13 protein-coding genes are annotated in these 21,735 nt (G+C 42.0%); 5 read left to right on the top strand and 8 right to left on the bottom strand.

Annotated elements, in window-relative coordinates; genetic code table 11:
- Positions 1–678 precede the first annotated feature (678 nt).
- Positions 679–2,130 carry a glycoside hydrolase family 10 protein gene (locus tag I2I13_RS22810; RefSeq protein WP_195650600.1) on the bottom strand — a complete coding sequence of 484 codons (1,452 nt, stop codon included), beginning with the start codon at positions 2,128–2,130 and terminating at the stop codon, positions 679–681.
- A gap of 108 nt (positions 2,131–2,238) precedes the next feature.
- Between I2I13_RS22810 and I2I13_RS22805 the strand changes: the two genes are divergently transcribed.
- The 3 genes from I2I13_RS22805 to I2I13_RS22795 are packed head-to-tail and all read left to right on the top strand — an operon-like array spanning position 2,239 to position 4,386.
- The gene (locus I2I13_RS22805) at positions 2,239–3,669 is read left to right on the top strand and encodes a carbon starvation protein A (protein WP_148364664.1); all 1,431 of its coding nucleotides are present in this window, start codon (positions 2,239–2,241) and stop codon (positions 3,667–3,669) included.
- Positions 3,666–3,896, top strand: coding sequence for a hypothetical protein (locus I2I13_RS22800; RefSeq protein ID WP_148364665.1), 231 nt, complete (start codon positions 3,666–3,668; stop codon positions 3,894–3,896). Before I2I13_RS22805 ends, I2I13_RS22800 begins: the two co-directional genes overlap by 4 nt.
- Before the next feature lie 4 nt (positions 3,897–3,900).
- Positions 3,901–4,386: an outer membrane beta-barrel protein gene (locus I2I13_RS22795; protein ID WP_008999784.1), complete on the top strand. Its 486-nt coding sequence runs from the start codon at positions 3,901–3,903 to the stop codon at positions 4,384–4,386.
- A gap of 78 nt (positions 4,387–4,464) precedes the next feature.
- On the opposite strand, the gene I2I13_RS22790 is transcribed toward I2I13_RS22795, so the two are convergent.
- The 3 genes from I2I13_RS22790 to uvrA form a co-directional block, all read right to left on the bottom strand.
- Positions 4,465–5,247, bottom strand: coding sequence for a bifunctional 2-polyprenyl-6-hydroxyphenol methylase/3-demethylubiquinol 3-O-methyltransferase UbiG (locus I2I13_RS22790; RefSeq protein WP_148364666.1), 783 nt, complete (start codon positions 5,245–5,247; stop codon positions 4,465–4,467).
- Between the two features lie 97 nt (positions 5,248–5,344).
- Complete coding sequence (locus tag I2I13_RS22785; protein WP_148364667.1) at positions 5,345–6,862, bottom strand: sigma-70 family RNA polymerase sigma factor; 1,518 nt, start codon at positions 6,860–6,862, stop codon at positions 5,345–5,347.
- 314 nt (positions 6,863–7,176) lie between these two features.
- Positions 7,177–9,948: an excinuclease ABC subunit UvrA gene (gene uvrA / locus I2I13_RS22780; protein WP_195650599.1), complete on the bottom strand. Its 2,772-nt coding sequence runs from the start codon at positions 9,946–9,948 to the stop codon at positions 7,177–7,179.
- 16 nt (positions 9,949–9,964) lie between these two features.
- Between uvrA and I2I13_RS22775 the strand changes: the two genes are divergently transcribed.
- Positions 9,965–11,551, top strand: coding sequence for a glycoside hydrolase family 10 protein (locus I2I13_RS22775; RefSeq protein WP_195650598.1), 1,587 nt, complete (start codon positions 9,965–9,967; stop codon positions 11,549–11,551).
- A 78-nt stretch (positions 11,552–11,629) separates the two neighbouring features.
- Here I2I13_RS22775 and I2I13_RS22770 read toward each other — a convergent pair whose 3' ends face one another.
- The 4 genes from I2I13_RS22770 to purL all read right to left on the bottom strand — a co-directional run bounded on the left by I2I13_RS22770 (position 11,630) and on the right by purL (position 20,822).
- Positions 11,630–12,178, bottom strand: a complete 549-nt coding sequence (locus I2I13_RS22770; RefSeq protein ID WP_074637856.1) for a chromate transporter — start codon at positions 12,176–12,178, stop codon at positions 11,630–11,632.
- Between the two features lie 127 nt (positions 12,179–12,305).
- The gene (locus tag I2I13_RS22765) at positions 12,306–12,848 is read right to left on the bottom strand and encodes a chromate transporter (RefSeq protein ID WP_074637854.1); all 543 of its coding nucleotides are present in this window, start codon (positions 12,846–12,848) and stop codon (positions 12,306–12,308) included.
- Positions 12,845–16,849 (bottom strand): response regulator, encoded by a 4,005-nt coding sequence (locus I2I13_RS22760; protein WP_195650597.1) that lies wholly within the window; start codon positions 16,847–16,849, stop codon positions 12,845–12,847. Before I2I13_RS22760 ends, I2I13_RS22765 begins: the two co-directional genes overlap by 4 nt.
- Before the next feature lie 268 nt (positions 16,850–17,117).
- Positions 17,118–20,822, bottom strand: a complete 3,705-nt coding sequence (gene purL / locus I2I13_RS22755) for a phosphoribosylformylglycinamidine synthase (RefSeq protein ID WP_148364671.1) — start codon at positions 20,820–20,822, stop codon at positions 17,118–17,120.
- A gap of 258 nt (positions 20,823–21,080) precedes the next feature.
- Here purL and I2I13_RS22750 point away from each other — a divergent pair, with 258 nt between their 5' ends.
- Positions 21,081–21,734: a LysE family translocator gene (locus I2I13_RS22750; RefSeq protein ID WP_008774798.1), complete on the top strand. Its 654-nt coding sequence runs from the start codon at positions 21,081–21,083 to the stop codon at positions 21,732–21,734.
- The last annotated feature ends 1 nt before the right edge of the window (position 21,735 follow it).

Below are 21,735 nucleotides of genomic sequence, written 5' to 3'. Positions count from 1 at the left end.
TAATAAGTTAATAATCAATCATATAAATAGAATAAAAACAGGAGTGGGATAGTAAAAAATATAATGCGTCTGCCCTGTTCCACTCTAGTGAATAGATCGTTGCACTCCAGTGGAAAGAACCGTTCACTCCAGTGCAAAGATCTATTCACTGGAGTGGAACGAACCGGATAGCGGTAAGATAAAACGGTAATGGTGAAGGAAAAACAGATAAGTATACGGTGAATGATACACAGAAAAGCAATAAACAATAGAGAGTTGCTAAGGAAACTGAAGAAGGAAAGGAGTATGAAAATAAGATGAGAAATGACTCGGAACCTATGAGAAATGCACCGTTTTTAGCTAAAAATAGTGAAAATACTATGAGAAATGCCATTTTACGTTTTATTTCTCATAGTGTCATATAAGTGATTTACAGTAGATTAGCTTTGTTTTATGAGAATATGAGAAATGAAAATGAAAAATCTTTTGCAGGAGAAGTGAAAGTCGATAAAGAATCAGGGCAAACGCTCAATAATTTATACAGACCTCTTGTAGAGGGCGTAGAGTGTGTTTCTACATTATTGTATCATGATATTGCGAAAATGCATGGTATATGTCTCTACTGTATGGCCTTGAGAGGCTTATAAGGGCGTCAATATTATTGAGCGTTTGCCCTGATAAAGAATCGGTCTTTGTATATCATATCTGCGTCGCTGCACTTTCATTTCCGTAACGGTCTACGGCTGTAACGGCAAAATGTTTCTTACTATTCCAAGGGAGGATGGGAGCATAGATATAACTTGTATCCCGAATACCCTGTGCAACAATATTTTCCGGTCGGCTGATGTCTACCGGATATTCATTTGATGCGTAAATAACATACATCGGCTGATTACGCGAATCATTGTCAGTAGCAGCCTGCCACTTTAATTCCGTATATCCATTGTCGATATTCGTTGTTTTCAGTTCGGATGGAGCCGTAGGCGGAACATTGTCCAGCCACGGCATAGGTGGCTGTAAAGCTGGATATGCATAGAAGTTCTCGGCCAATTCGTCATAAATACCTTGTGTGTTTTCCATTAGATATTTCACTCGGTAGTGTGCTTCACCCGCCAGTTTATGAGTGCGAATGAAATTCATTTGACGGTCAATCTCGTCACGCGTCCATTTTCCTTCGTCGGGATGAAGGAAGTAGATGCCGAGTCCCGGAATGACCTGCCGTCCGTTACTCTGCTCCTGCCAGTCGAGGGCAAAAGGATAGAAACTGTTTCCTTGAAAATACATCATTGGATATATTTGATCCATGATACCTTCGCCAAGCCATCCTTGCGGGTCTTGATAAACGGTAAAGAAGGCATTCCATCCACGGGAAGGGTAACGCGAAGTGTCCTTGTATTTTCCTACCGGACTGGCACTTAGTTTCACCCATGGCTTCATGGCCTTTACACCTTTATGTATATAGCGTACGATTTCCGAAATATTATCCCGCCGCCACTGTTCCACTGTGCGGCCTTTGCCATATCGGCGGAAGTCGTACTTGTCGGGGAAGAAAGGGGCATTCTCCGGATAGCGCAGATAATCGAAATGCACTCCGTCGATGTCATAGCGACTGACGACTTCCCGCACCAGCTTCATCAGATATTCTTTAGTCCCCGGGTGTCCCGGATTCAGGAAATATTCATTTTTATACGGTACGCAAATATCTTTCATTCGTTTGGTAACAGACCGGCTACCGAGAGAAGCAACATGCTTTCTGTTTCCCAACGGGATAGTCACCATCCAGGCATGACACTCCATGCCTCGCTTATGACACTCTTCAATGGCAAAAGCGAGCGGGTCATAACCGGGATTCCCATCGGATTTTCCTGTCAGGATAGAATTGAAAGGTTCGATGGACGAAGGATATAATACATCCCCGCGTGTACGCGTCTGAAACAGGACAGTGTTGAAGTTGGCAGCTTTCAGTTTATCGAGAATATCTACCAGTTCTTCCTTCTGCTTACGGATACTTTGCGGACTTACAGCACGTGTACGAGGCCAGTCGAGACCATACAAAGCCGTAAGCCAGGCCGCACGGACTTCATACTTGGGCTGCGCAGCCATCGGGAGTAAAGGAAACAAAAGTGAAAGAATGAAAATAGTCAGGCGCATATTCTTTATTTTTTGTTTTAAATCCCTGCAAAGTTAGTAAAAGTGTCGGTATTGTTGGGCTGTTTCGTGAGATTATGTTACATTTGCCAAGCTAAAAAACGACACACTATGATTACATTTACTCTATGCCTGCTTGCGTTGATAGTAGGCTATTTTACGTATGGACGCCTGATGGAGCGCGTCTTTGGTCCTGATGATCGTAAAACGCCGGCACTGACCAAGGCTGATGGAGTGGACTATATCCCTTTGCCAACCTGGAAGATTTTCATGATTCAGTTCCTTAATATTGCGGGATTAGGTCCGATTTTCGGGGCGATTATGGGAGCGAAGTTCGGTACTTCTTCTTATTTATGGATTGTACTGGGAAGTATTTTTGCAGGTGCGGTGCACGATTATTTTGCCGGGATGCTTTCTTTACGTAATGGTGGTGAAAGTTTGCCCGAGATCATCGGTCGCTATTTGGGACTTACGACGAAGCAGATAATGAGAGGATTTACCGTTATCTTGATGATTCTGGTAGGTTCTGTATTTGTTGCCGGTCCTGCCGGACTGCTGGCGAAGCTCACACCGGAAAACTTGGATGCTACGTTTTGGATTGTCGTTGTGTTTGCTTATTATATTTTGGCAACTTTATTGCCTGTAGATAAAATTATTGGTAAAATCTATCCGCTGTTTGCGGTGGCGCTGCTGTTTATGGCAGTAGGTATCCTGGTGATGCTTTACGTCAATCATCCTGCCTTGCCGGAACTGTGGGATGGTTTGCAGAATACGAATCCCGAAGCGAGCGAGCTTCCTATTTTCCCGATTATGTTTGTGAGTATTGCTTGCGGGGCAATTTCCGGTTTCCATGCTACGCAAAGCCCTTTGATGGCACGTTGTATGACTTCAGAGCGTCACGGACGTCCGGTGTTCTACGGTGCGATGATTACCGAAGGTATTGTTGCCCTTATTTGGGCTGCCGCCGCTACTTACTTCTTCCATGAGAACGGAATGGGAGAGAGTAATGCTTCCGTTATAGTAGATGCCATCACAAAAGAATGGCTGGGGGCAATCGGCGGAGTGCTCGCTATTTTGGGAGTGATTGCAGCCCCGATAACTTCGGGAGATACGGCTTTCCGTTCCGCCCGTCTGATTGTAGCGGACTTTCTGGGACTGGAACAAAGAAGTATGCGTCGCCGTTTATACATTTGTATTCCGATGTTTGTGGTAGCTATCGGTCTGCTTTTGTACAGTCTGCGCGATGCAAATGGATTTAATATGATATGGCGTTATTTTGCTTGGGCTAATCAGACATTGGCGGTGTTTACCTTATGGGCCATAACAGTATTTCTGGCAGTATCCAAGAAACCTTATATCATTACTTTGATACCGGCACTGTTCATGACGAGTGTGTGCTCTACTTATATATGTATTGCCCCCGAAGGATTGGGACTTTCGCACGTGATTTCTTACAGCGTTGGTATAGCGTGTGTAGTGATCGCTGCTGTCTGGTTCTACGTTTGGCTGGGCAAGCAGAAAACAAGAAAATTATCAGAATGAAGAAAATAAAAAAATCAACAGGAGTGGCAATTGCATTCCTTATTTATGTATCCGTAACAGCGGCTTATTTGTTGCCTCGTAATACGGAAGTCAGCTTAACGGAGAAAATAATTACGGTGGCAGTTTCTTATGTCATCGTCTTTCTTCTTTGGCTAGTGCTTCGGAAAAAGGAGCAAATGCGTGAACGCCGCAAAAAAGACGAACAATCTATTCACTTAAAAAAGTAAGTTTATGAAAAAATTAGCTTTGGCACTTTGCTTATTGGCAGTCTCTTTCACTGCACAGGCGCAATTTGAGAAAGGAACTACGATTATTAATCCTTCATTATCGGGATTGGACTTTTCGTATAGTAAAAATGATAAAGCAAAGTTTGGTGTTGGTGCACAAGTCGGTACATTCTTTGCCGAGGGTATTGCCTTGATGGTAAATGCCGGAGCCGATTGGTCGAAACCGATAGACGAGTATACATTAGGTACGGGAGTACGTTTCTATTTCAATAAAACCGGTATCTATTTAGGTGGAGGACTCGACTGGAATCGTTTCCGCTGGAGTGGTGGCAAGCATCAGACTGACTGGGGACTGGGTATCGAAGGCGGATATGCTTTCTTCCTTTCGCGCACGGTAACGATTGAGCCTGCTGTTTATTATAAATGGCGTTTCAATGATGGCGATATGTCACGTTTCGGTGTCAAGATAGGATTCGGTTTCTACTTATAATAGTTGGATTTAATATATTATCCCTCTTGGTAAGCGAAAATTTGCCAAGAGGGATTGATGTATCTTAATCTTATAAGTTTATTCTTTTTGTTTTAAGATGTAGAAGCAACTTGTGCTAGCGAAATTCCTCAGGTAAGGTATTTCGGAAATCATTTTATTCAATTTATGTGGGGATAGCCCGAATTTTATTTTATAATGCGGGTTGATGAACCATAGTTGCCTGTTTAGTATTTTTAGATTTTTCTTTTTAATTAATCTTTCGAATAATTCTACCGTTACACCTGTCTTTTTAATGGAAAGTAATTCATTTATACAGTCAGCATCCGCTCTAAAAGCTTTCAGAAGTAATCGGTATATGGAAGTGGGGAATAAATGAATAAAAGGCAAACAGGACAAAATTTGGTTTCTACATATTTGTTGATGACCTCCGAACGGCATTTGCCATGCAGGAAATGTCATAAAGACAATACCTTGTGGTTTCAGGTATTTGCTCAAATTAGATAAGAATAGTTCTTTTTCTGTGATGTGTTCAAATACATCATGGCAGATAATAATATCAAAATTCTGCTCCAATTCCTTTAGCTTAAATATATCTGCTGCTATAAATTCACCTTCTGCATGAGATTCATTAAAAAAAGTTTTTGCATCTTTAATACGACTTTGGGCTATGTCAACTCCAACGGTATTACATCCAATTTCCGAAAAAGGAAGTAAGTTACCTCCATCACCACAACCAATTTCTAATACATTCATTTTTGCTTCTATTGTATGCCAATACTGGATATATGGGATAAAATAGTTCCTACTTGTTATAGACAGTTCTTTGAAATAGATATTTCTGTTTTGATGACGCTCTTGCATAATAATAGTTCATGTGTAATGATTGATACAATTAGAATAACTTTCTATAATCATGATAAATTATTCCTTGAAAGACTGCATGATGATCGTTCTTTTTTTACCAGGATAGGCGAATACCTATAGGTAATGTCACATCGAATGGCTTTGTAGTCCTAATTGTATTTAGTGTACTTCCATTATTAAAGTAGTAGCGTAAATTAGGTTCTGCATAGATTCCGATAGAAGATGTTATATGATACTGGATTCCTATACCAAAATCTGCCGACCACTGTAAACGTGGATATAGATTACTCATCTTTTGATATATAATTTGCCCATTATCTGATGTGAGTTCTTCTAATGTTGCTCTTACAGGTATATCCAAAGTTATTCCTGCGGAAGTATATATGGAGAATCTTTTTTGTTTCCATATATTGAAAGAACCTTTGAATGGGATTCCTATATAACTGATTTTCTGTACTTTTTCTAAATAGGAATCGTTGATGATAGTGAAATCAGAACGTAAGTATGTATACCGTACTCCGGTTTCTATGCCCCAATGTTCATTTATATTCTTACGCACCGAAAGTGATAGCGTAATGGGGATATGATGATATGATTTTTCTACTACCTCTTTGGAATCTCCGGATGAAATATCACCGGGGATTCTTGAGCGTTGAGTGTTGGTTTGTTTTTCTCCTCCTGAATAAGATAAAGCTAATGACCAATTCTTTTTATCGTTGGAAAGTTGTTTGATTGTATAAGCGGAATAATGTTCTTGCTGCTTTGGGGTATCTTGCTTTTCTGTTATTTGATGATAAAAAGAGTTTATGCTGTCTTTCTCTTCTGTAGCACTGTCTTGCAAAATAACCTTTTGTGTGGATAAATTTCTTATAGGTTCGGAATGTACATACTTGGGAGGAGCAGACACATAATCTTGGCTCAAAACAGTTTTTATGGAATCTTTTAATAATATATTTGCAATTTCGTGTTCTTTCTCTTTCTGTGTAATTGCTATATTTTGTTTTGTAATGATAGTATTCTTAGATATATATAGCCATATTTGTATAGAAATAATAGATGATAATATAAATAATCCTATGACAATGCGGTATTGGGAGATGAGCTTGCGTAGCATATCCTTTGCTCTTGACAATTGCGATGAGGAAGAATGAGGAGCTATGTTTAATAATAAACTAATCTCTTTGTGAGACAATCCTTCTAATATGGCTAATTTGAAAACTGTGCTATATCCCTCCGGGAGTGATTCTATCATTCTGAGCATCGTTTTGTAAGGTGGAAAATCATTGGATGGGAATGTATCCACAGGGTCTTCTTCCTCACTTATTTCTTCTAAAGAGATTGTAGTCATCGAATTGCGCTGTTTTAAATATCTTAAAGATATATTTTTCATTATCGTCCCCATCCAATGCTCTAATTTTTCAGGAGAATGTAAGGAATCTATAGATGTGTAGATGATAATAAAACCGTCATGTAAGAGGTCTTGTGCTATTTGTTTGTCAGAGACATAATGAAAGCAAATTTTTATCATCTTATCGGCATAGGTTTGGTAAAGCCAGCTTAAAGTTCGCTCATCTCCTTTTTTACACAATTCTACAAGTTCCTTTTTGTTCATATGTTTTATTATCTGTACAACACTCTATAATAAATATGATACACAAAAATTAAAAAGACTGCATGTCTTTTGCTATTTTAACATTTATATTCTTTGCTTTTAGTGGTGAGGGGAAGATGCAGTACGTCAGGATATGGACGGTCTGAGAATTGTTTATAGCCTTGCTTACCTGAGTGTTGATCGACTTGTTTGTGTTAAGAAGTAAAGATGCAATTGGGGTAAAAAATGAGAGCAAGATTTTGTACATATCTACCAAAAGTAGATAGTACAAAGATCTTGTATATGTAGGGAGAAATACAACGAAATAATAATGCTTATCCCAGTTTTTCTTTCAGGAACTGTCCTGTATAGCTTGCTCCGCAAGCGGCAACTTCTTCCGGAGTGCCCACTGCTACAATGTTTCCGCCCTTATCTCCACCTTCCGGTCCGAGATCGATTACATAATCGGCACATTTGATGACATCCATATTATGTTCGATGATAACGATGCTGTGTCCCCGGCGAATCAGTGCGTCGAAAGCATCCAGAAGTTTGCGAATATCATGGAAGTGTAGTCCTGTAGTCGGCTCGTCAAAGATAAACATCGTGGGGTCGGCTTTCTCCTGGCTCAAATAGAATGCCAGTTTGACACGTTGGTTCTCACCACCGGAAAGAGTCGAAGATGACTGCCCTAATTTAATATATCCCAATCCTACATCCTGCAAAGGAAGCAGCTTCTTTACGATTTTCTTTTGTCCATGTTCATTGAAGAATTCAATGGCTTGATTCACGGTCATTTCCAATACATCATAGATGCTTTTATCGTGGAATTTCACTTCCAGCGTATCAGACTTGAACCGTTTTCCATGACAAGATTCACACTCCAGTACCAAGTCTGCCATAAATTGCATCTCTACAGTAATGGTTCCTTCCCCTTTACACTCTTCGCAACGCCCGCCTTCACTGTTGAAGCTGAAGAATCCGGGAGTATACCCCATTTGTTTAGCTAGTGGTTGTTCAGACCATAGTTTACGGATTTCGTCGTAAGCCTTGATGTAGGTCACCGGATTAGAACGTGATGATTTACCAATAGGATTCTGGTCTACAAATTCTACATTTCGCAGGTCGCGCAAACTTCCTCCGATTGAAGAGAATTCTCCCGGTCGGTCACTGCATTCATCCAATTCGCGTTTCAATGCCCGGAAGAAAATGTCTCTCACCAATGTACTCTTTCCGGAACCGGAAACACCGGTAACGACTGTCATTACATTAAGTGGGATGCGTACGTTTACTCCTTTCAGGTTATTCTCACGTGCACCTTTCAATTCTATATAATTATTCCACGGCCGGCGATGCTCCGGAACGGGAATTTCATCTTCTCCCAAAAGATAACGTACCGTATAGCTGTTGCTTCCCTTCTTCAAATCCTTCATATCGCCTTGGTAAACAACCTCTCCACCCAGACGTCCTGCATTAGGACCTATATCAATAATGTAATCTGCGGCACGGATAATCTCTTCATCGTGCTCTACCACCACTACTGTATTGCCTAATTGTTGTAGTTGACGCAACACATGGAGCAGACGGTCCGTATCACGGCTATGCAGTCCGATACTTGGCTCGTCGAGAATATAAAGGCTACCAACAAGGCTACTTCCCAGTGAAGTTGCCAGATTGATACGCTGACTTTCTCCACCCGATAAAGAATTACTAAGCCGGTTCAAAGTCAGATAGCCCAAACCTACATCAATTAGAAAACGAATCCGGCTATTTATTTCAACCAGGATACGTCGGGATACGTTGCTGTCGTGCTCGTCCAGTTCCAAATGATCGAAAAATAGCTTCAGCTCTGTGATAGGCAAATCTACCAGTTCGGAAATGTTTTTTCCACCCACCCGGACATATCCGGCTTCCGGTTTCAGGCGAGTGCCGTGGCATTTCGGACAAAGCGTCTTTCCCCGGTAACGTGCCAGCATCACCCGGTATTGTATCTTATATTGATTCTCTTCCAGCATCTTGAAGAAATCATTGATGCCATGGAAATATTGATTGCCTTCCCAAAGTAAACGGCGTTGCGCATCTGTCAACTCATAATAAGGAGTGAAAATAGGGAAGTCGAATTTATCCGCATTGTGAATCAGTTCTTCTTTCCATTCACCCATCTTTTCACCTCGCCAGCACACGATAGCACCTTCATATACGGATAAGGAACGATCCGGAACAACTAAATGCTCATCAATACCGATCACTTTACCGAATCCTTCACATACGGGACAAGCACCGATAGGAGAGTTGAATGAAAACATCTGGTCATTAGGCTCTTCAAAGGTGATACCGTCTGCTTCGAATTTAGTGCTGAAAGTATGTAACTTCGTAGTTCCGTCTGATAGATAAAAACGCAGCATACAGGTTCCGTCACCTTCATACATGGCTGTTTCGGCAGAATCGGTCAGTCGACTGATGGCGTCCTTGCTGTTGGCAACAGCCATACGGTCTACCAGTAGATATACTTCATCACCTGCCACAGGCGTATATTCATCAATACGCTTCATCTCCCCGTTCACTTCGATACGGTTGAACCCTTGTTTCAGGTCTATCTCCAGTTGCTGTTGCAAGGTGCGGTCTTCACGCAGGCGGATAGGTGTCAGTACCGTATATCTTGTACCTTCCGGATATGAGAGCATGCAGTTGACAATGTCTTCTGTAGAGTGTTTCTTCACTTCTTGTCCGCTGATGGGACTATATGTTTTCCCTACCCGTGAATATAACAGGCGTAGATATTCGTAAATTTCAGTCGAGGTGCCCACGGTAGAACGGGGATTACGGCTGTTCACTTTCTGTTCGATAGCAATGGCGGGAGGAATTCCTTTGATAAAGTCACATTCCGGCTTGCTCATTCGCCCCAGGAACTGACGCGCATAACTGCTTAGACTCTCCACGTAGCGGCGTTGTCCTTCTGCATAGAGAGTATCAAAAGCGAGAGATGATTTTCCCGAACCCGATAATCCGGTGATGACAACAAGCTTGTTGCGGGGAATATCTACATCGATGTTTTTTAGGTTGTTGACGCGTGCGCCTTTGATCGAAATATAGTTGTTTTCTGACATAAAATACTCCTTTTTTATGGTAGTCGGCAAAGTTAGCGAATTTATCGGGAGTTTGTATTATCTTTGCGTCACATTATTACGATTTAAGAATATTATGAAGCTGAAAAACTATCTTTTACTTTTAGCTCTTCTTCTGGTGGTAGGAGTGAGGGCGCAGGTGCCGTCAGGCAATAAATATCCTAAACGTGAATTCCGTGGAGCATGGATACAAGCTGTTAACGGTCAGTTTCGTGGCATTCCCACAGAGAGATTGAAACAAATATTGATTAGTCAATTGAACTCTCTTCAGGAAGCCGGCATTAACGCAATCATCTTTCAGGTACGCCCTGAAGCAGATGCATTATACGCTTCCCAGCATGAGCCGTGGAGCCGTTTCCTGACAGGAACGCAAGGTCAGACACCTTCCCCTATGTGGGATCCGATGCAGTTTATGATTGAAGAATGTCAGAAACGGAATATGGAATTTCATGCCTGGATCAATCCTTACCGCGTGAAGACCTCATTAAAGAACAAGTTGGCACCGGAACATATTTATCACCAGCATCCGGAATGGTTTGTTACTTATGGCGATCAGCTATATTTCGATCCGGCACTTCCCGAAAGCCGTGAACATATCTGCAAAATTGTGACCGATATTGTGTCTCGTTATGATGTAGATGCTATTCACATGGATGATTATTTCTATCCTTATCCGGTTAATGGGTTGGATTTTCCGGATGATGCAAGTTTCGCCCGTTACGGTGGAGGTTTCACCAATAAGGCAGATTGGCGTCGTAGTAATGTGAATGTGTTGATAAAGAAGCTTCATGAAACGATTCGTGGCATCAAGCCATGGGTGAAGTTCGGTATTAGTCCGTTCGGTATTTATCGTAATCAGAAAAGCGATCCGTTGGGAAGTAACACCAATGGTTTGCAGAACTATGATGATCTTTATGCCGATGTGCTTCTTTGGGCACGTGAAGGATGGATTGATTATAATATTCCGCAAATTTATTGGGAGATTGGTCACAAGGCTGCCGACTATGAGACATTGGTGAAATGGTGGGCTACTCATTCGGAAAACCGGCCGTTATTTATCGGCCAGTCAGTGCCAAAGACTGTTCAGTTTGCCGATCCGCAGAATCCTTCTATCAATCAGCTTCCCCGTAAGATGGCTTTGCAACGTGCTTACCAAACAATCGGAGGCAGCTGTCAATGGTATGCAGCAGCTGTTGTTGAGAATCAGGGTAGATATCGTGATGCTTTAATCAGTGAATATCATAAATATCCTGCTTTGATTCCAGTCTTTGATTTTATGGATGATAAAGCTCCGGGCAAGGTACGTAAGATGAAAAAAGTATGGACAGAAGATGGTTATATTCTTTTCTGGACAGCTCCGAAAGCTGATACAGAGATGGATAAGGCAGTTCAATATGTAGTCTATCGTTTTGATAGTAAAGAAAAGGTGAATTTGGACGATCCTTCCCATATTGTAGCTATCACGCGTAATCCATTCTACAAACTTCCTTATGAAACAGGAAAAACGAAATGCCGTTATGTAGTGACAGCTTTAGACCGCTTGCATAATGAATCCAAATCTGTAAGTAAGAAGTTGAAACTTTGATTATTTGATAGTTGATAGTTGATAATTGAAAGTGACTATGCAGCATAGCGCAGCTAACTATCAATTATCAACTATCAACTAATAAAGTAGTAGCCCTGCAATGCCGCAGCCGATAATCATTAATATCGGATTGGCTTTGTATTTTCTTGTTCCGATGAAAGCGATCAGGAATATAATGATACTGATGACGAATGAATAAGTATCTTTCGTAGGCGAACCGAAATTCTCCACATTCATTAATACTAGCGCAGCGGAAGCGAGTAGTCCTACTACTGCCGGGCGCAGCCCGTCGAAGATAGATTCCACCACAGGATGTTTCTGATACCTTAAAAAGAACTTGCTAATGGTCAGCATCAAGATAAAAGAGGGGAGGACCACTGCAAAAGTTGCAATGATGGAACCCCAAACACTTCCGGTAGAAGTAAATCCTACATAGGTCGCTGCATTAATGCCGATAGGTCCCGGAGTCATCTGACTGATTGCTACAATATCAGTAAACTCCTGTGAACTCACCCATCCGTAACGGGTAACCACTTCACCTTGAATCATGGAAAGCATGGCGTACCCACCTCCGAAACCAAAGAGGCCAATTTTGAAAAATGTATAGAATAACTGTAGGTAAATCATGTGATTAATAATTTATTATATAATAATTTTAGGCACGGATTACACGGATTTCGCAGTTTTTGGAATTATGAATCTGTAAAATAACAGCGTTAATCCGTGTAATCCGTGCCTTCTCAACTCTCCTTTCTTAGCTCTTGACTTTTCTAAGTTTTCCCCACAGGAACCCTCCTACACCGGCAGCAATGATAATCCAGATAGGGGAGAAGCCCAACAGCCAGATTAATAATGCCGAGACAACAGGAATCCACAGATTGTAGCGGTTGATTTTAGCGGATCGTCCCATGGTAAATGTCGGTGCCGCGATGAGTGCCACCACTGCCGGGCGGATTCCTTTAAAAATACGTTCCACTATCGGATTGTCTTGGAAACTATGAAAGAACAGGGCGATAGCTAATATAATAATGAAAGACGGCAAAATAGTACCCAATGCTGTGATAATACTTCCCCGGATGCCACGCAGCTTATATCCTATGAAGATAGAAATATTGACTGCCAGAATTCCCGGAGCGGATTGGGAGATAGCCAACAGGTCTATAAAATCTTCCTGCGCAATCCATTTTCGCTTGGTGACAATTTCATTTTCAATCAGTGGCACCATTGCATACCCTCCTCCAATGGTAAAGGCGCCTATTTTAAAAAAGATTCCAAATGCTTCGAGATAAATGTTCATTCTTTCTTTTCTCCTCCTTCCTTACTAGCTGTTTTTTTCTCTTTGCCATACTGACTGGGACTTACATTAAAATGCTTCTTAAATACTTCGCGGAAGTACTTGGCATCACTGAATCCCGTCATTTCTGCAATTTCTGTTATGCTATGTGTGTCTTCTTTTAGTAATTGTACGGCACGTTTCAGACGAATCAATCGGATATAATCTCCCGGTGCCTGATCGGTTAGCGCCCTTAATTTGTTGTAGAAGCTTGTGCGACTCATTCCCATCAGGCTGCATAACACATCTACTGTGAGAGCCGGATTGTCGATGTTGTCTTCCACATTCTTTTTAACGTTTGCAATAAACTTCCAGTCAATATCCTGTGAACAGTTGATGCAGTCTTCGTCATTTTCCTCATCATTCAGATCCAGATTTGCGTATTTGCTGCGCAAGAGTGCACGATTAGCCAATAGATTGGCCACATTTGCTTTCAGTATACCAATGTTGAATGGCTTCACAACGTATTCATCCGCACCAATCTGAAGTCCCGAGAGAATATCTTTTTCATTATTCAAAGCAGTCAGCAGGATAACGGGGATGTGGGAAGTCTCGATATTGTTCTTGATAGCCTGGCATAATTCATCACCCCGCATTTCCGGCATCATAATGTCTGAAATAACCAGCTCCGGCTTGTACTCGGGAATAATCGTCAGTGCTTCTTTTCCATTGGAACAAACCTGTACGACATATTCTTCGGATAACGTTTGCGACAGATAGTTGCGCAACTCATCATTATCTTCCACAATTAAGATACGACGATGATTTATGTTCTCTTTCTTCTGTGCGTTTTCGTAGATTTCAGGCGATGAAGACGGAACGTTTTCGATTTCTATACGCTGTTTGCTCGGAGTTGCCAGATGTGCTTTCCGGAAACGCTTGCTGTCTTTGGGGAACGTTATTTTGATAACTGATCCCTGGTTTTCGATACTTGACAGATTAATCTTTCCTTTGTGCAAACGGACTAACTTCCATACAAGCATCAGACCGATACCACTTCCTGTTACTTTGGAGTTAATGGCATTGCTGCCGCGGAAATGGAGCTTGAACAGCTTCTTTTGTTCGTTAGCCGGAATTCCGATTCCTGTGTCTCTGACTTCCACACTCCATGAATCTGTTGTTTCAGAAACGAAAACCTGTACATTTCCATTTTCGGGAGTATATTTCAATGCATTCGAAATGATGTTCTTAAAAATAGACTCCATTTTCTCTTTATCAAACCATACATTCATATACCTGAAATTACTTTCATAAGTGAAGTTGATATGTTTGATGTTGGCGTACTGCTGAAATGCATTGAATATTTCATTCATAAACGTGTTTAGTTCATGCTCTGAAATATATAGCTCGGAAGAATATACGTCCGCTCTCTCAAAGTTGATAAGATTGGTCGTCAGGCGTAGCAGGGCATTTACGTTTCGTAATGCCGTATTCATGTTCGAAATCCCTTCTTTGCTCAACTCCTCTTTCTCGCGTAGCTCTTCCAAAGGTGCTTTGATAAGGGTCAATGGGGTACGGATATCATGCGCTGTATTGATAAAGAAATGTATTTTCTCATCGGAGACTTTGCGTTGCTTCCTCAAAATCAGTATACGCAATAGGACGATGGCAATGAGACAAAGGATAGCTGTATAAACCAGCATGGCCCAGAATGTAAGCCAGAAAGGTTGGGCTATGATAATATCCATACTTCTTTCTTCAAGCATGATGCGTTTGTCTTCATTGGAGATGGCACGTACCCTTAGCGTATATTTGCCCGGGGCAAGATTGGTGTAACGAATCGTGTTCTCTGTTCCGGGTTTGCTCCATTTATCATAGAAACCTTCTAGCCTCCAAGAGTAAAGAATATTGGAAGGATAGTCATAGTTGATGGAAGAAACCTGCAAAGAGAATATGTTTTGATTGTATTTTAACTTTAGTACCTTTGTATCATTGATGCTTGCTTTCAACGGAGAATCCTCATCACCCGGATAGATTGTTTGATAAAAAAGCTTGAAATCGCTGAAAATCATTTTAGATGAATAACTTCTGGGCAATTTCATATCCTTGTCAAATTCCACTGCTCCGTCAGAACTGCCTAAAATGAATTTATTGTTTTTCCGTAACGTACCTGATAGCGCATTGAAATGGGTGGTCATCAATCCCATATCTTTGGTCCAGTTATAGAATTTTTTCTCATTGGGATAAAAACTTGTCAATCCGCTTTCTGTACTCATGATTATATCTTTGTCCGCATCCGATAATATGGTATAGATATTATTGGATATCAAAGCACAGTTTTCCGTGTGGTAATGAGTGAACAGTTTTTTATTAATATCGTAAATCAATAGTCTCGACCCGCTGGTACCTATATACAATGAACCGTTTTTTGCTTGGTACAGGGAATAGATATAGCTCGACTCTACCGGAAGTTTTATGCGCTCGAATTTTCCGGATTCTTTATCTAAAAGACATAGGCCGGTGGCACTACCGATCCACATACTTTTTTCATCTTTCTCAACGATGGCGGTAATGGAATTTAATCCATCATAAAACCGTACTTCCTGCGTCTTCAGATTAATACGCTTGAGGTTGTAGAATCCTCCCGACCAGATATAACCCTGCATATCTGTACGAATATCACGTATATATTTATCCGGTCGCTTGTTTGTATGAGTGTACAAAGGCGGCATGAAATAGCTGACGCTGAACGTTTTCTTATCTATCTGGTAAGCACCGGAAGAGTACCCGCCTGCCCAGATAATTCCGGGAGCCACTTCGCATATAGTAAGAAAGATATGGCTTTTATTACCTTGCGACTCTTCAAAAGCACTAAGCACCGATCGCCATTGTCCGGTCTTTGAATTAAAAAAACTGATGCCATTGTTCGTTGCAAACCATAAATCTCCCTCTCTGTCTTCAATAATGGCATTTACTTGATCGTTGATTAAAGACTGTTTGTTACCGATGGAGTGCTTAATCCATTTGTAGCTCGTATAACGGTTGTTTTGTATCGTGATTCCGATGGGATAATTAGCCAACCATATCCGTTCTTCATCATCCACAAAAATGTCATTGATACTGTTACCGTTCATGCCACAATTACTGTTATAATCAGCCACAATTTCGGGTACTATTTGATAAGTATCCATATTTATTTTGTGTACTCCTCCGCCATCGGTAGCTATTAATAACTCTTTGTCATTTAGCGGCTTGAACCGTGTGATACTGATATCTTTCAGGTTATAATCCGGTCGTATGACGGATTTGGTATTCATATCATAAACCATAATTCCCCGCAAGAAAGTGCCGATGAATAGTTTCCGAATCTTTTTGTCGAAGTGTAAATCGCTTACTTGGGCTTTCACGCTCTCCAACTTATCGCAATTGATAAGTTTCAATGCGTTGTTTTCTAATTGGGCATAATGAATCCCCATTTCCGTACCGATGAAGAAATGCGATTCGTCTATTTGTTCAATATCAGTGATTTCTTCACTTATATCATTCTTTATATGGGTGACTTGTTTGGTGTCCGTATTATAGAGAAAGATAGTATCTTTATTGCATAGCCAGATGTGTTTGTTCTGGTCGAGCCAGGCATAAGTGACCGGGTCCGGCTGTTCGCTGAAACTTTCCATCGGTAATTTATATACAAGACTGAAGCAGTCGTGAATTTGGTCATACCGGAATACTTTTCCTTTTTTCCCGATTTCCCATAAGACTCCTTCCTGATCAATATAAAGCCAGTTTAGATTTAACAGAGAGTTCACTTCTGCGTCACCATCCATTAACTTATATCGTTTAAACTCTTTTCCATTGTATCGATCAATACCTTCGTGCGTGAGGAACCACATGTATCCGGTTTTATCTTTTTGAATGCAGTAAACCCGCCGGTTACTTAACCCATCCTCCACTCCGAGATATCGATACGTCTGCGCGACACAAATTAGAGGAAACAATAAGATTAGAAAAAGCCATTTTTTCATACAAATAGGACTTTTAAGGGTTATTGAATCTTTTATGAGGGGGAAAGTTTGACAAAATTAAGAAGATTTTTTGATATTACAAAATTTTGATGAAAGATAACAGCGCTCCAAAAATGAAGAAAATAGACTATTTTATAACTATTTGTATATACTGTTTGTTTTCGGTATTTTGGTATCTATCAGAAGTCTTCCGGTAGAATGGAAAGTTCCGTAAAATAAGAGGCTGGCACTATTTAAAGTACCAGCCTCTGTAAAATATGGAAATGATTTATTTCATTTTCGCTTCCACCCACTTGCGGGCATTGACAAACGCTTCTATCCATGGAGTAACCTGATCGCTGTTCTTGCGGTCGGCCGGATAGCAACCGTTCTGCCATGGGAAGATGGAACGTTCCAAGTGAGGCATGATAGCCAGATGGCGTCCGTCTGCGCTGGCCAGTGCTGCGATAGAATAATCGGAACCGTTCGGATTGCCCGGATATTCATCATAGCTATACTTCGCTACTACATTATATTTATCTTCGTCATATGGCAAAGAGAATTTTCCTTCTCCGTGAGCTACCCAGATACCCAGTTTGCTTCCACTTAAAGAGCCGAACATCACACTGCGGTTAGTCGGGATAGTAAGACCAAGGAAGCGTGATTCGAATTTGTGTGAATTGTTATGTAGCATTTTTCCTTTCTTCTTCAGTTCCGGGTTGATAAGATTGAGTTCCATCATCAACTGGCAACCGTTGCAGACACCTAATGACAATGTATCTTCGCGTGCATAAAATTTATCCAATGCTTCTTTAGCTTTCGGGTTGAACAGGAATGCGCCTGCCCATCCTTTAGCAGAACCCAATACGTCGGAGTTAGAGAAACCGCCACAATAGACGATCATGTTTACATCTTCCAATGTTTCGCGTCCGCTGATGAGGTCGGTCATCGTCACGTCTTTCACGTCGAAACCTGCCAGGTAGAGTGAGTAAGCCATTTCGCGTTCGCCATTCGTACCTTTCTCACGGATGATAGCTGCACGGATACCGCTTGGAGTGCGACGGTCCGGAGTGATACCATATTGAGAAAGCTTGCCTTTGAATTCCGGCATGAAAGCGAATTCAACGGGCTGCATCTTGTAGTTCTCGAAACGTGCTTTAGCACAACCGTTCATAGATTGTTTGCGGTCGAGCAGGTAAGAAGAAGAATACCACACATCACGCATATAGTCGATACCGAATTGGTAAGTAGCTCCGTCTTTAGATACCAGGATGTGACGTTCATCAGTCGGTTTACCCAACTTCATATAGCCTACGCCGGCATCTTCCAGAATCTTCTTCACTTCATCCTTATGCTTGTCGCTGATCTGGATAACGATACCCGGATTTTCAGCAAACAGAATCTTAACGATATCCTGTTCTTTCATCTTGTCGAGGCTGATTTCCATACCGCCTTCTACATTAGAGAAGCACATTTCGAGCAATGTAGTGATCAAACCACCGGCAGAGATATCGTGTCCTGCAAGAATCAATCCTTTGTTGACAAGTTCCTGTACGGCAAGGAAAGCATCACGGAAATATTCGGCATCTTGTACGCAAGGTACTTCGTCACCAACTTTACCCAGAGATTGTGCAAAAGCCGAACCACCCAGTTTCAGTTCATCGAAGCTGAAGTCAATATGATAAAGCGTAGTCTTTTCATTGTTAACCAATACCGGAGATACCACTTTCTTTACGTCGGAGACTTCACCACCGGCAGAAACAATCACAGTTCCCGGAGAAATCACTTTCTCGCCGTTCGGATACTTCTGTGTCATAGACAGAGAGTCTTTTCCGGTAGGAACATTGATCTGCAGCGCGCAACAGAAATCGCTTAAAGCTTTTACAGCTGTGTAAAGACGGGCATCTTCACCTTCTTGAGAGCGGCAAGGCCACATCCAGTTGGCAGACAGTGAAATGCTATCCATACCTTCCGCCATTGGAGCCCAAACAAGATTGGTCAGCGCTTCGGATACAGAAAGAATAGAGCCGGCAGCCGGATCAGCCAATGCTGCTTGCGGAGCATGTCCGATAGAGGTAGCGATACCTTTCTCGCCACGGTAGTCGAGTGCTACGACACCGCAGTCGCTCAACGGCAACTGAAGTTCACCCTGACATTGCTGACGAGCCACTTTGCCTGTAACCGAACGGTCTACCTTGTTTGTCAACCAGTCTTTGCAGGCTACAGCTTCAAGCTGCAATACATTCGTCAGATATTCATGTAGTTTAGACAATTCGTATTTCGGCATTTCATAATGACGTTCTACGGTCTTGTCTACCATATAGGTTTTGGGAGAAGAACCGAACATCTGTTCTACGGCAAGGTCGAACGGACGTACACCGTCAGCCTGTTGGAAAGCGAAACGATGATCGCCGGTTGTTTCACCGACTACGTACATTGGAGCGCGTTCGCGTTCGGCAATCTTACGTACATGTTCAATAGCCTCTTCTTTAATCAGCAGACCCATACGTTCCTGACTTTCGTTAGCGATGATTTCTTTGGCAGACAAAGTCTTGTCGCCGATAGGCAACTTGCTCATATCGATCAAACCACCACATTCTTCCACGAGTTCGGACAGACAGTTTACGTGTCCGGCAGATCCGTGGTCATGGATAGAAACCACCGGATTCACCTCTTCTTCACAAAGAGCGCGTACTACGTTATTGGCACGTTTTTGCATTTCTGCGTTGGCACGTTGCACGGCATTCAACTCGATGCCACTGCTGTAACGACCGGTATCAACAGAAGATACGGAACCGCCACCCAGTCCGATACGGTAGTTGTCACCACCGATAACCACTACTTTGTTTCCAGCTTCCGGTGTGCCTTTCAGGCAGTCACGTTGTGTACCGTAACCAACACCACCGGCAAGCATGATTACTTTGTCGTAACCATAAACTTCTTTGTTTTCTGTATGTTCGAAAGTCAGTACCGAACCGCAGATCAGCGGTTGGCCGAACTTGTTACCGAAGTCGGAAGCACCATTGGATGCTTTGATTAGAATCTGTTCCGGAGTCTGGTATAGCCATTTGCGTACCGGAAGAATCTCTTCCCATTCGCGTCCTTCTTCTGTGCGTGGATAAGAAGTCATGTAGACAGCCGTACCTGCAATCGGCCATGAACCTTTACCACCACCCATACGGTCGCGGATTTCGCCGCCGGTACCGGTAGAAGCACCATTGAATGGCTCAACAGTAGTAGGGAAGTTATGAGTTTCCGCTTTCAGTGAGATAACACTCTTGATGTCCTTTACTTGGAAGAAATCAGGTTTTGAATGATCTGCCGGAGCAAACTGTTCCACAACCGGACCTTCAGCGAAGGCTACGTTATCTTTATAAGCAGAGATTATTTTATTCGGATTTTCCTGTGTAGTCTTTTTAATCATCTGGAACAGGGAAGATTCCTGCTCTACGCCGTCGATGATAAACGTTCCGCCGAAAATTTTGTGGCGGCAGTGTTCGGAGTTGATTTGTGCGAAACCGAATACTTCAGAGTCGGTCAGCTTCCGTCCGAGGTCCTTTTCTACTTTCTTCAGGTAGTCCATTTCTTCTTTGGAAAGAGCCAAACCTTCTTTTTCGTTGTACACTTCGAGATCTTCAATGTAGATGATTGGTTCCGGCTGACGGTTTGTCGTGAATACGTTTTGGTCGAGTCCTTTGTACATGCGTTGGAGCATCGGGTCGTAATCGGCATTTTCGTCCTTAACAGGGAAGTACTCCTCGATGCGGCTTATGCCTTCGAGCCCCATGTTTTGGGTGATTTCTACTGCGTTTGTACTCCAGGGAGTGATCATTTCGCGGCGTGGGCCAACGAAACAGCCTTTCAGGTTTTCTTCACTTTCCATCACGGCTTCGCCAAAAAGCCAGCAGAGTTTATTACTTTCGTCAGGGGTGAGCTGATGGTTGCTCTCTACGGCAATCACGCTCTTGGAAGGGGTTCTGAAAAAAAGAATCATGTTGTATATTTACGATTTTACGATTTACGATTTTACGATTGAAGTTCCTGCAGGAGAAACTCTTCTCTTTTTCTGTGGCGCAAAGATAATCAATTTCGTTGGTGGTAGGAAAAAAATAGAGAATAAATTCCTATACCTTATTTAATATGTTTATTTTCGATGTACGTTTTACTTATTATCGCTATATATAGTGATTCTTGTGTGGAAAAAACGTTAATATACTATCCCCATATCACAAAAAAGTGCGATATTTGCGACATGATTCAGATAGAGACAATATTCGATATATTAGTGAAAGGCTTTATTATTGGCGTTGTTGTGTCCGCACCCCTCGGTCCGGTGGGCGTATTATGCATCCAGAGGACTTTGAATAAGGGGCGTTGGTATGGATTTGTAACAGGTCTGGGAGCCTCTTTGAGCGATATAGCATACGCTTTGCTCACCGGCTACGGGATGAGCTTTGTGTTCGATTATATTAATAAGAATATTTTCTATCTGCAATTATTGGGGAGCATCATGCTACTCCTTTTTGGTATATATACCTTTCGTAGCAACCCGGTGCAGTCCATTCGTCCGGCTTCCTCCAGCAAAGGTTCTTATTTCCATAACTTTATTACCGCATTTTTCGTCACTCTCTCCAATCCCTTGATAATCTTTCTGTTTATCGGACTTTTCGCCCGTTTTGCCTTTGTGCAGCCGGGGGTTCTGGTGTTCGAAGAGATTACAGGATATGTTGCTATTGCTATAGGGGCATTGACCTGGTGGTTGGGGATTACTTACTTTGTGAACAAAGTGCGCACTAAATTCAACTTGCGTGGTATCTGGATACTGAATCGTGTTGTAGGAAGTATTGTAATGCTGGTATCCCTTGCCGGACTGATTTTTACTTTGTTGGGAGAATCACTTTATTAAG

Source organism: Bacteroides sp. D55t1_190419_B8 (assembly GCF_015558905.1).
Lineage (GTDB): Bacteria > Bacteroidota > Bacteroidia > Bacteroidales > Bacteroidaceae > Bacteroides > Bacteroides vicugnae.
This window is presented reverse-complemented; position numbering and strand designations above follow the sequence as displayed.

What these genes read in the sequence shown, in the direction of transcription:
- I2I13_RS22810 (WP_195650600.1), bottom strand. Translation starts at nt 2,130, where the DNA reads ATGCGCCTGACTATTTTCATTCTTTCACTTTTGTTTCCTTTACTCCCG.
- I2I13_RS22805 (WP_148364664.1), top strand. Translation starts at nt 2,239, where the DNA reads ATGATTACATTTACTCTATGCCTGCTTGCGTTGATAGTAGGCTATTTT.
- I2I13_RS22800 (WP_148364665.1), top strand. Translation starts at nt 3,666, where the DNA reads ATGAAGAAAATAAAAAAATCAACAGGAGTGGCAATTGCATTCCTTATT.
- I2I13_RS22795 (WP_008999784.1), top strand. Translation starts at nt 3,901, where the DNA reads ATGAAAAAATTAGCTTTGGCACTTTGCTTATTGGCAGTCTCTTTCACT.
- I2I13_RS22790 (WP_148364666.1), bottom strand. Translation starts at nt 5,247, where the DNA reads ATGCAAGAGCGTCATCAAAACAGAAATATCTATTTCAAAGAACTGTCT.
- I2I13_RS22785 (WP_148364667.1), bottom strand. Translation starts at nt 6,862, where the DNA reads ATGAACAAAAAGGAACTTGTAGAATTGTGTAAAAAAGGAGATGAGCGA.
- uvrA (WP_195650599.1), bottom strand. Translation starts at nt 9,948, where the DNA reads ATGTCAGAAAACAACTATATTTCGATCAAAGGCGCACGCGTCAACAAC.
- I2I13_RS22775 (WP_195650598.1), top strand. Translation starts at nt 9,965, where the DNA reads ATGGTAGTCGGCAAAGTTAGCGAATTTATCGGGAGTTTGTATTATCTT.
- I2I13_RS22770 (WP_074637856.1), bottom strand. Translation starts at nt 12,178, where the DNA reads ATGATTTACCTACAGTTATTCTATACATTTTTCAAAATTGGCCTCTTT.
- I2I13_RS22765 (WP_074637854.1), bottom strand. Translation starts at nt 12,848, where the DNA reads ATGAACATTTATCTCGAAGCATTTGGAATCTTTTTTAAAATAGGCGCC.
- I2I13_RS22760 (WP_195650597.1), bottom strand. Translation starts at nt 16,849, where the DNA reads ATGAAAAAATGGCTTTTTCTAATCTTATTGTTTCCTCTAATTTGTGTC.
- purL (WP_148364671.1), bottom strand. Translation starts at nt 20,822, where the DNA reads ATGATTCTTTTTTTCAGAACCCCTTCCAAGAGCGTGATTGCCGTAGAG.
- I2I13_RS22750 (WP_008774798.1), top strand. Translation starts at nt 21,081, where the DNA reads ATGATTCAGATAGAGACAATATTCGATATATTAGTGAAAGGCTTTATT.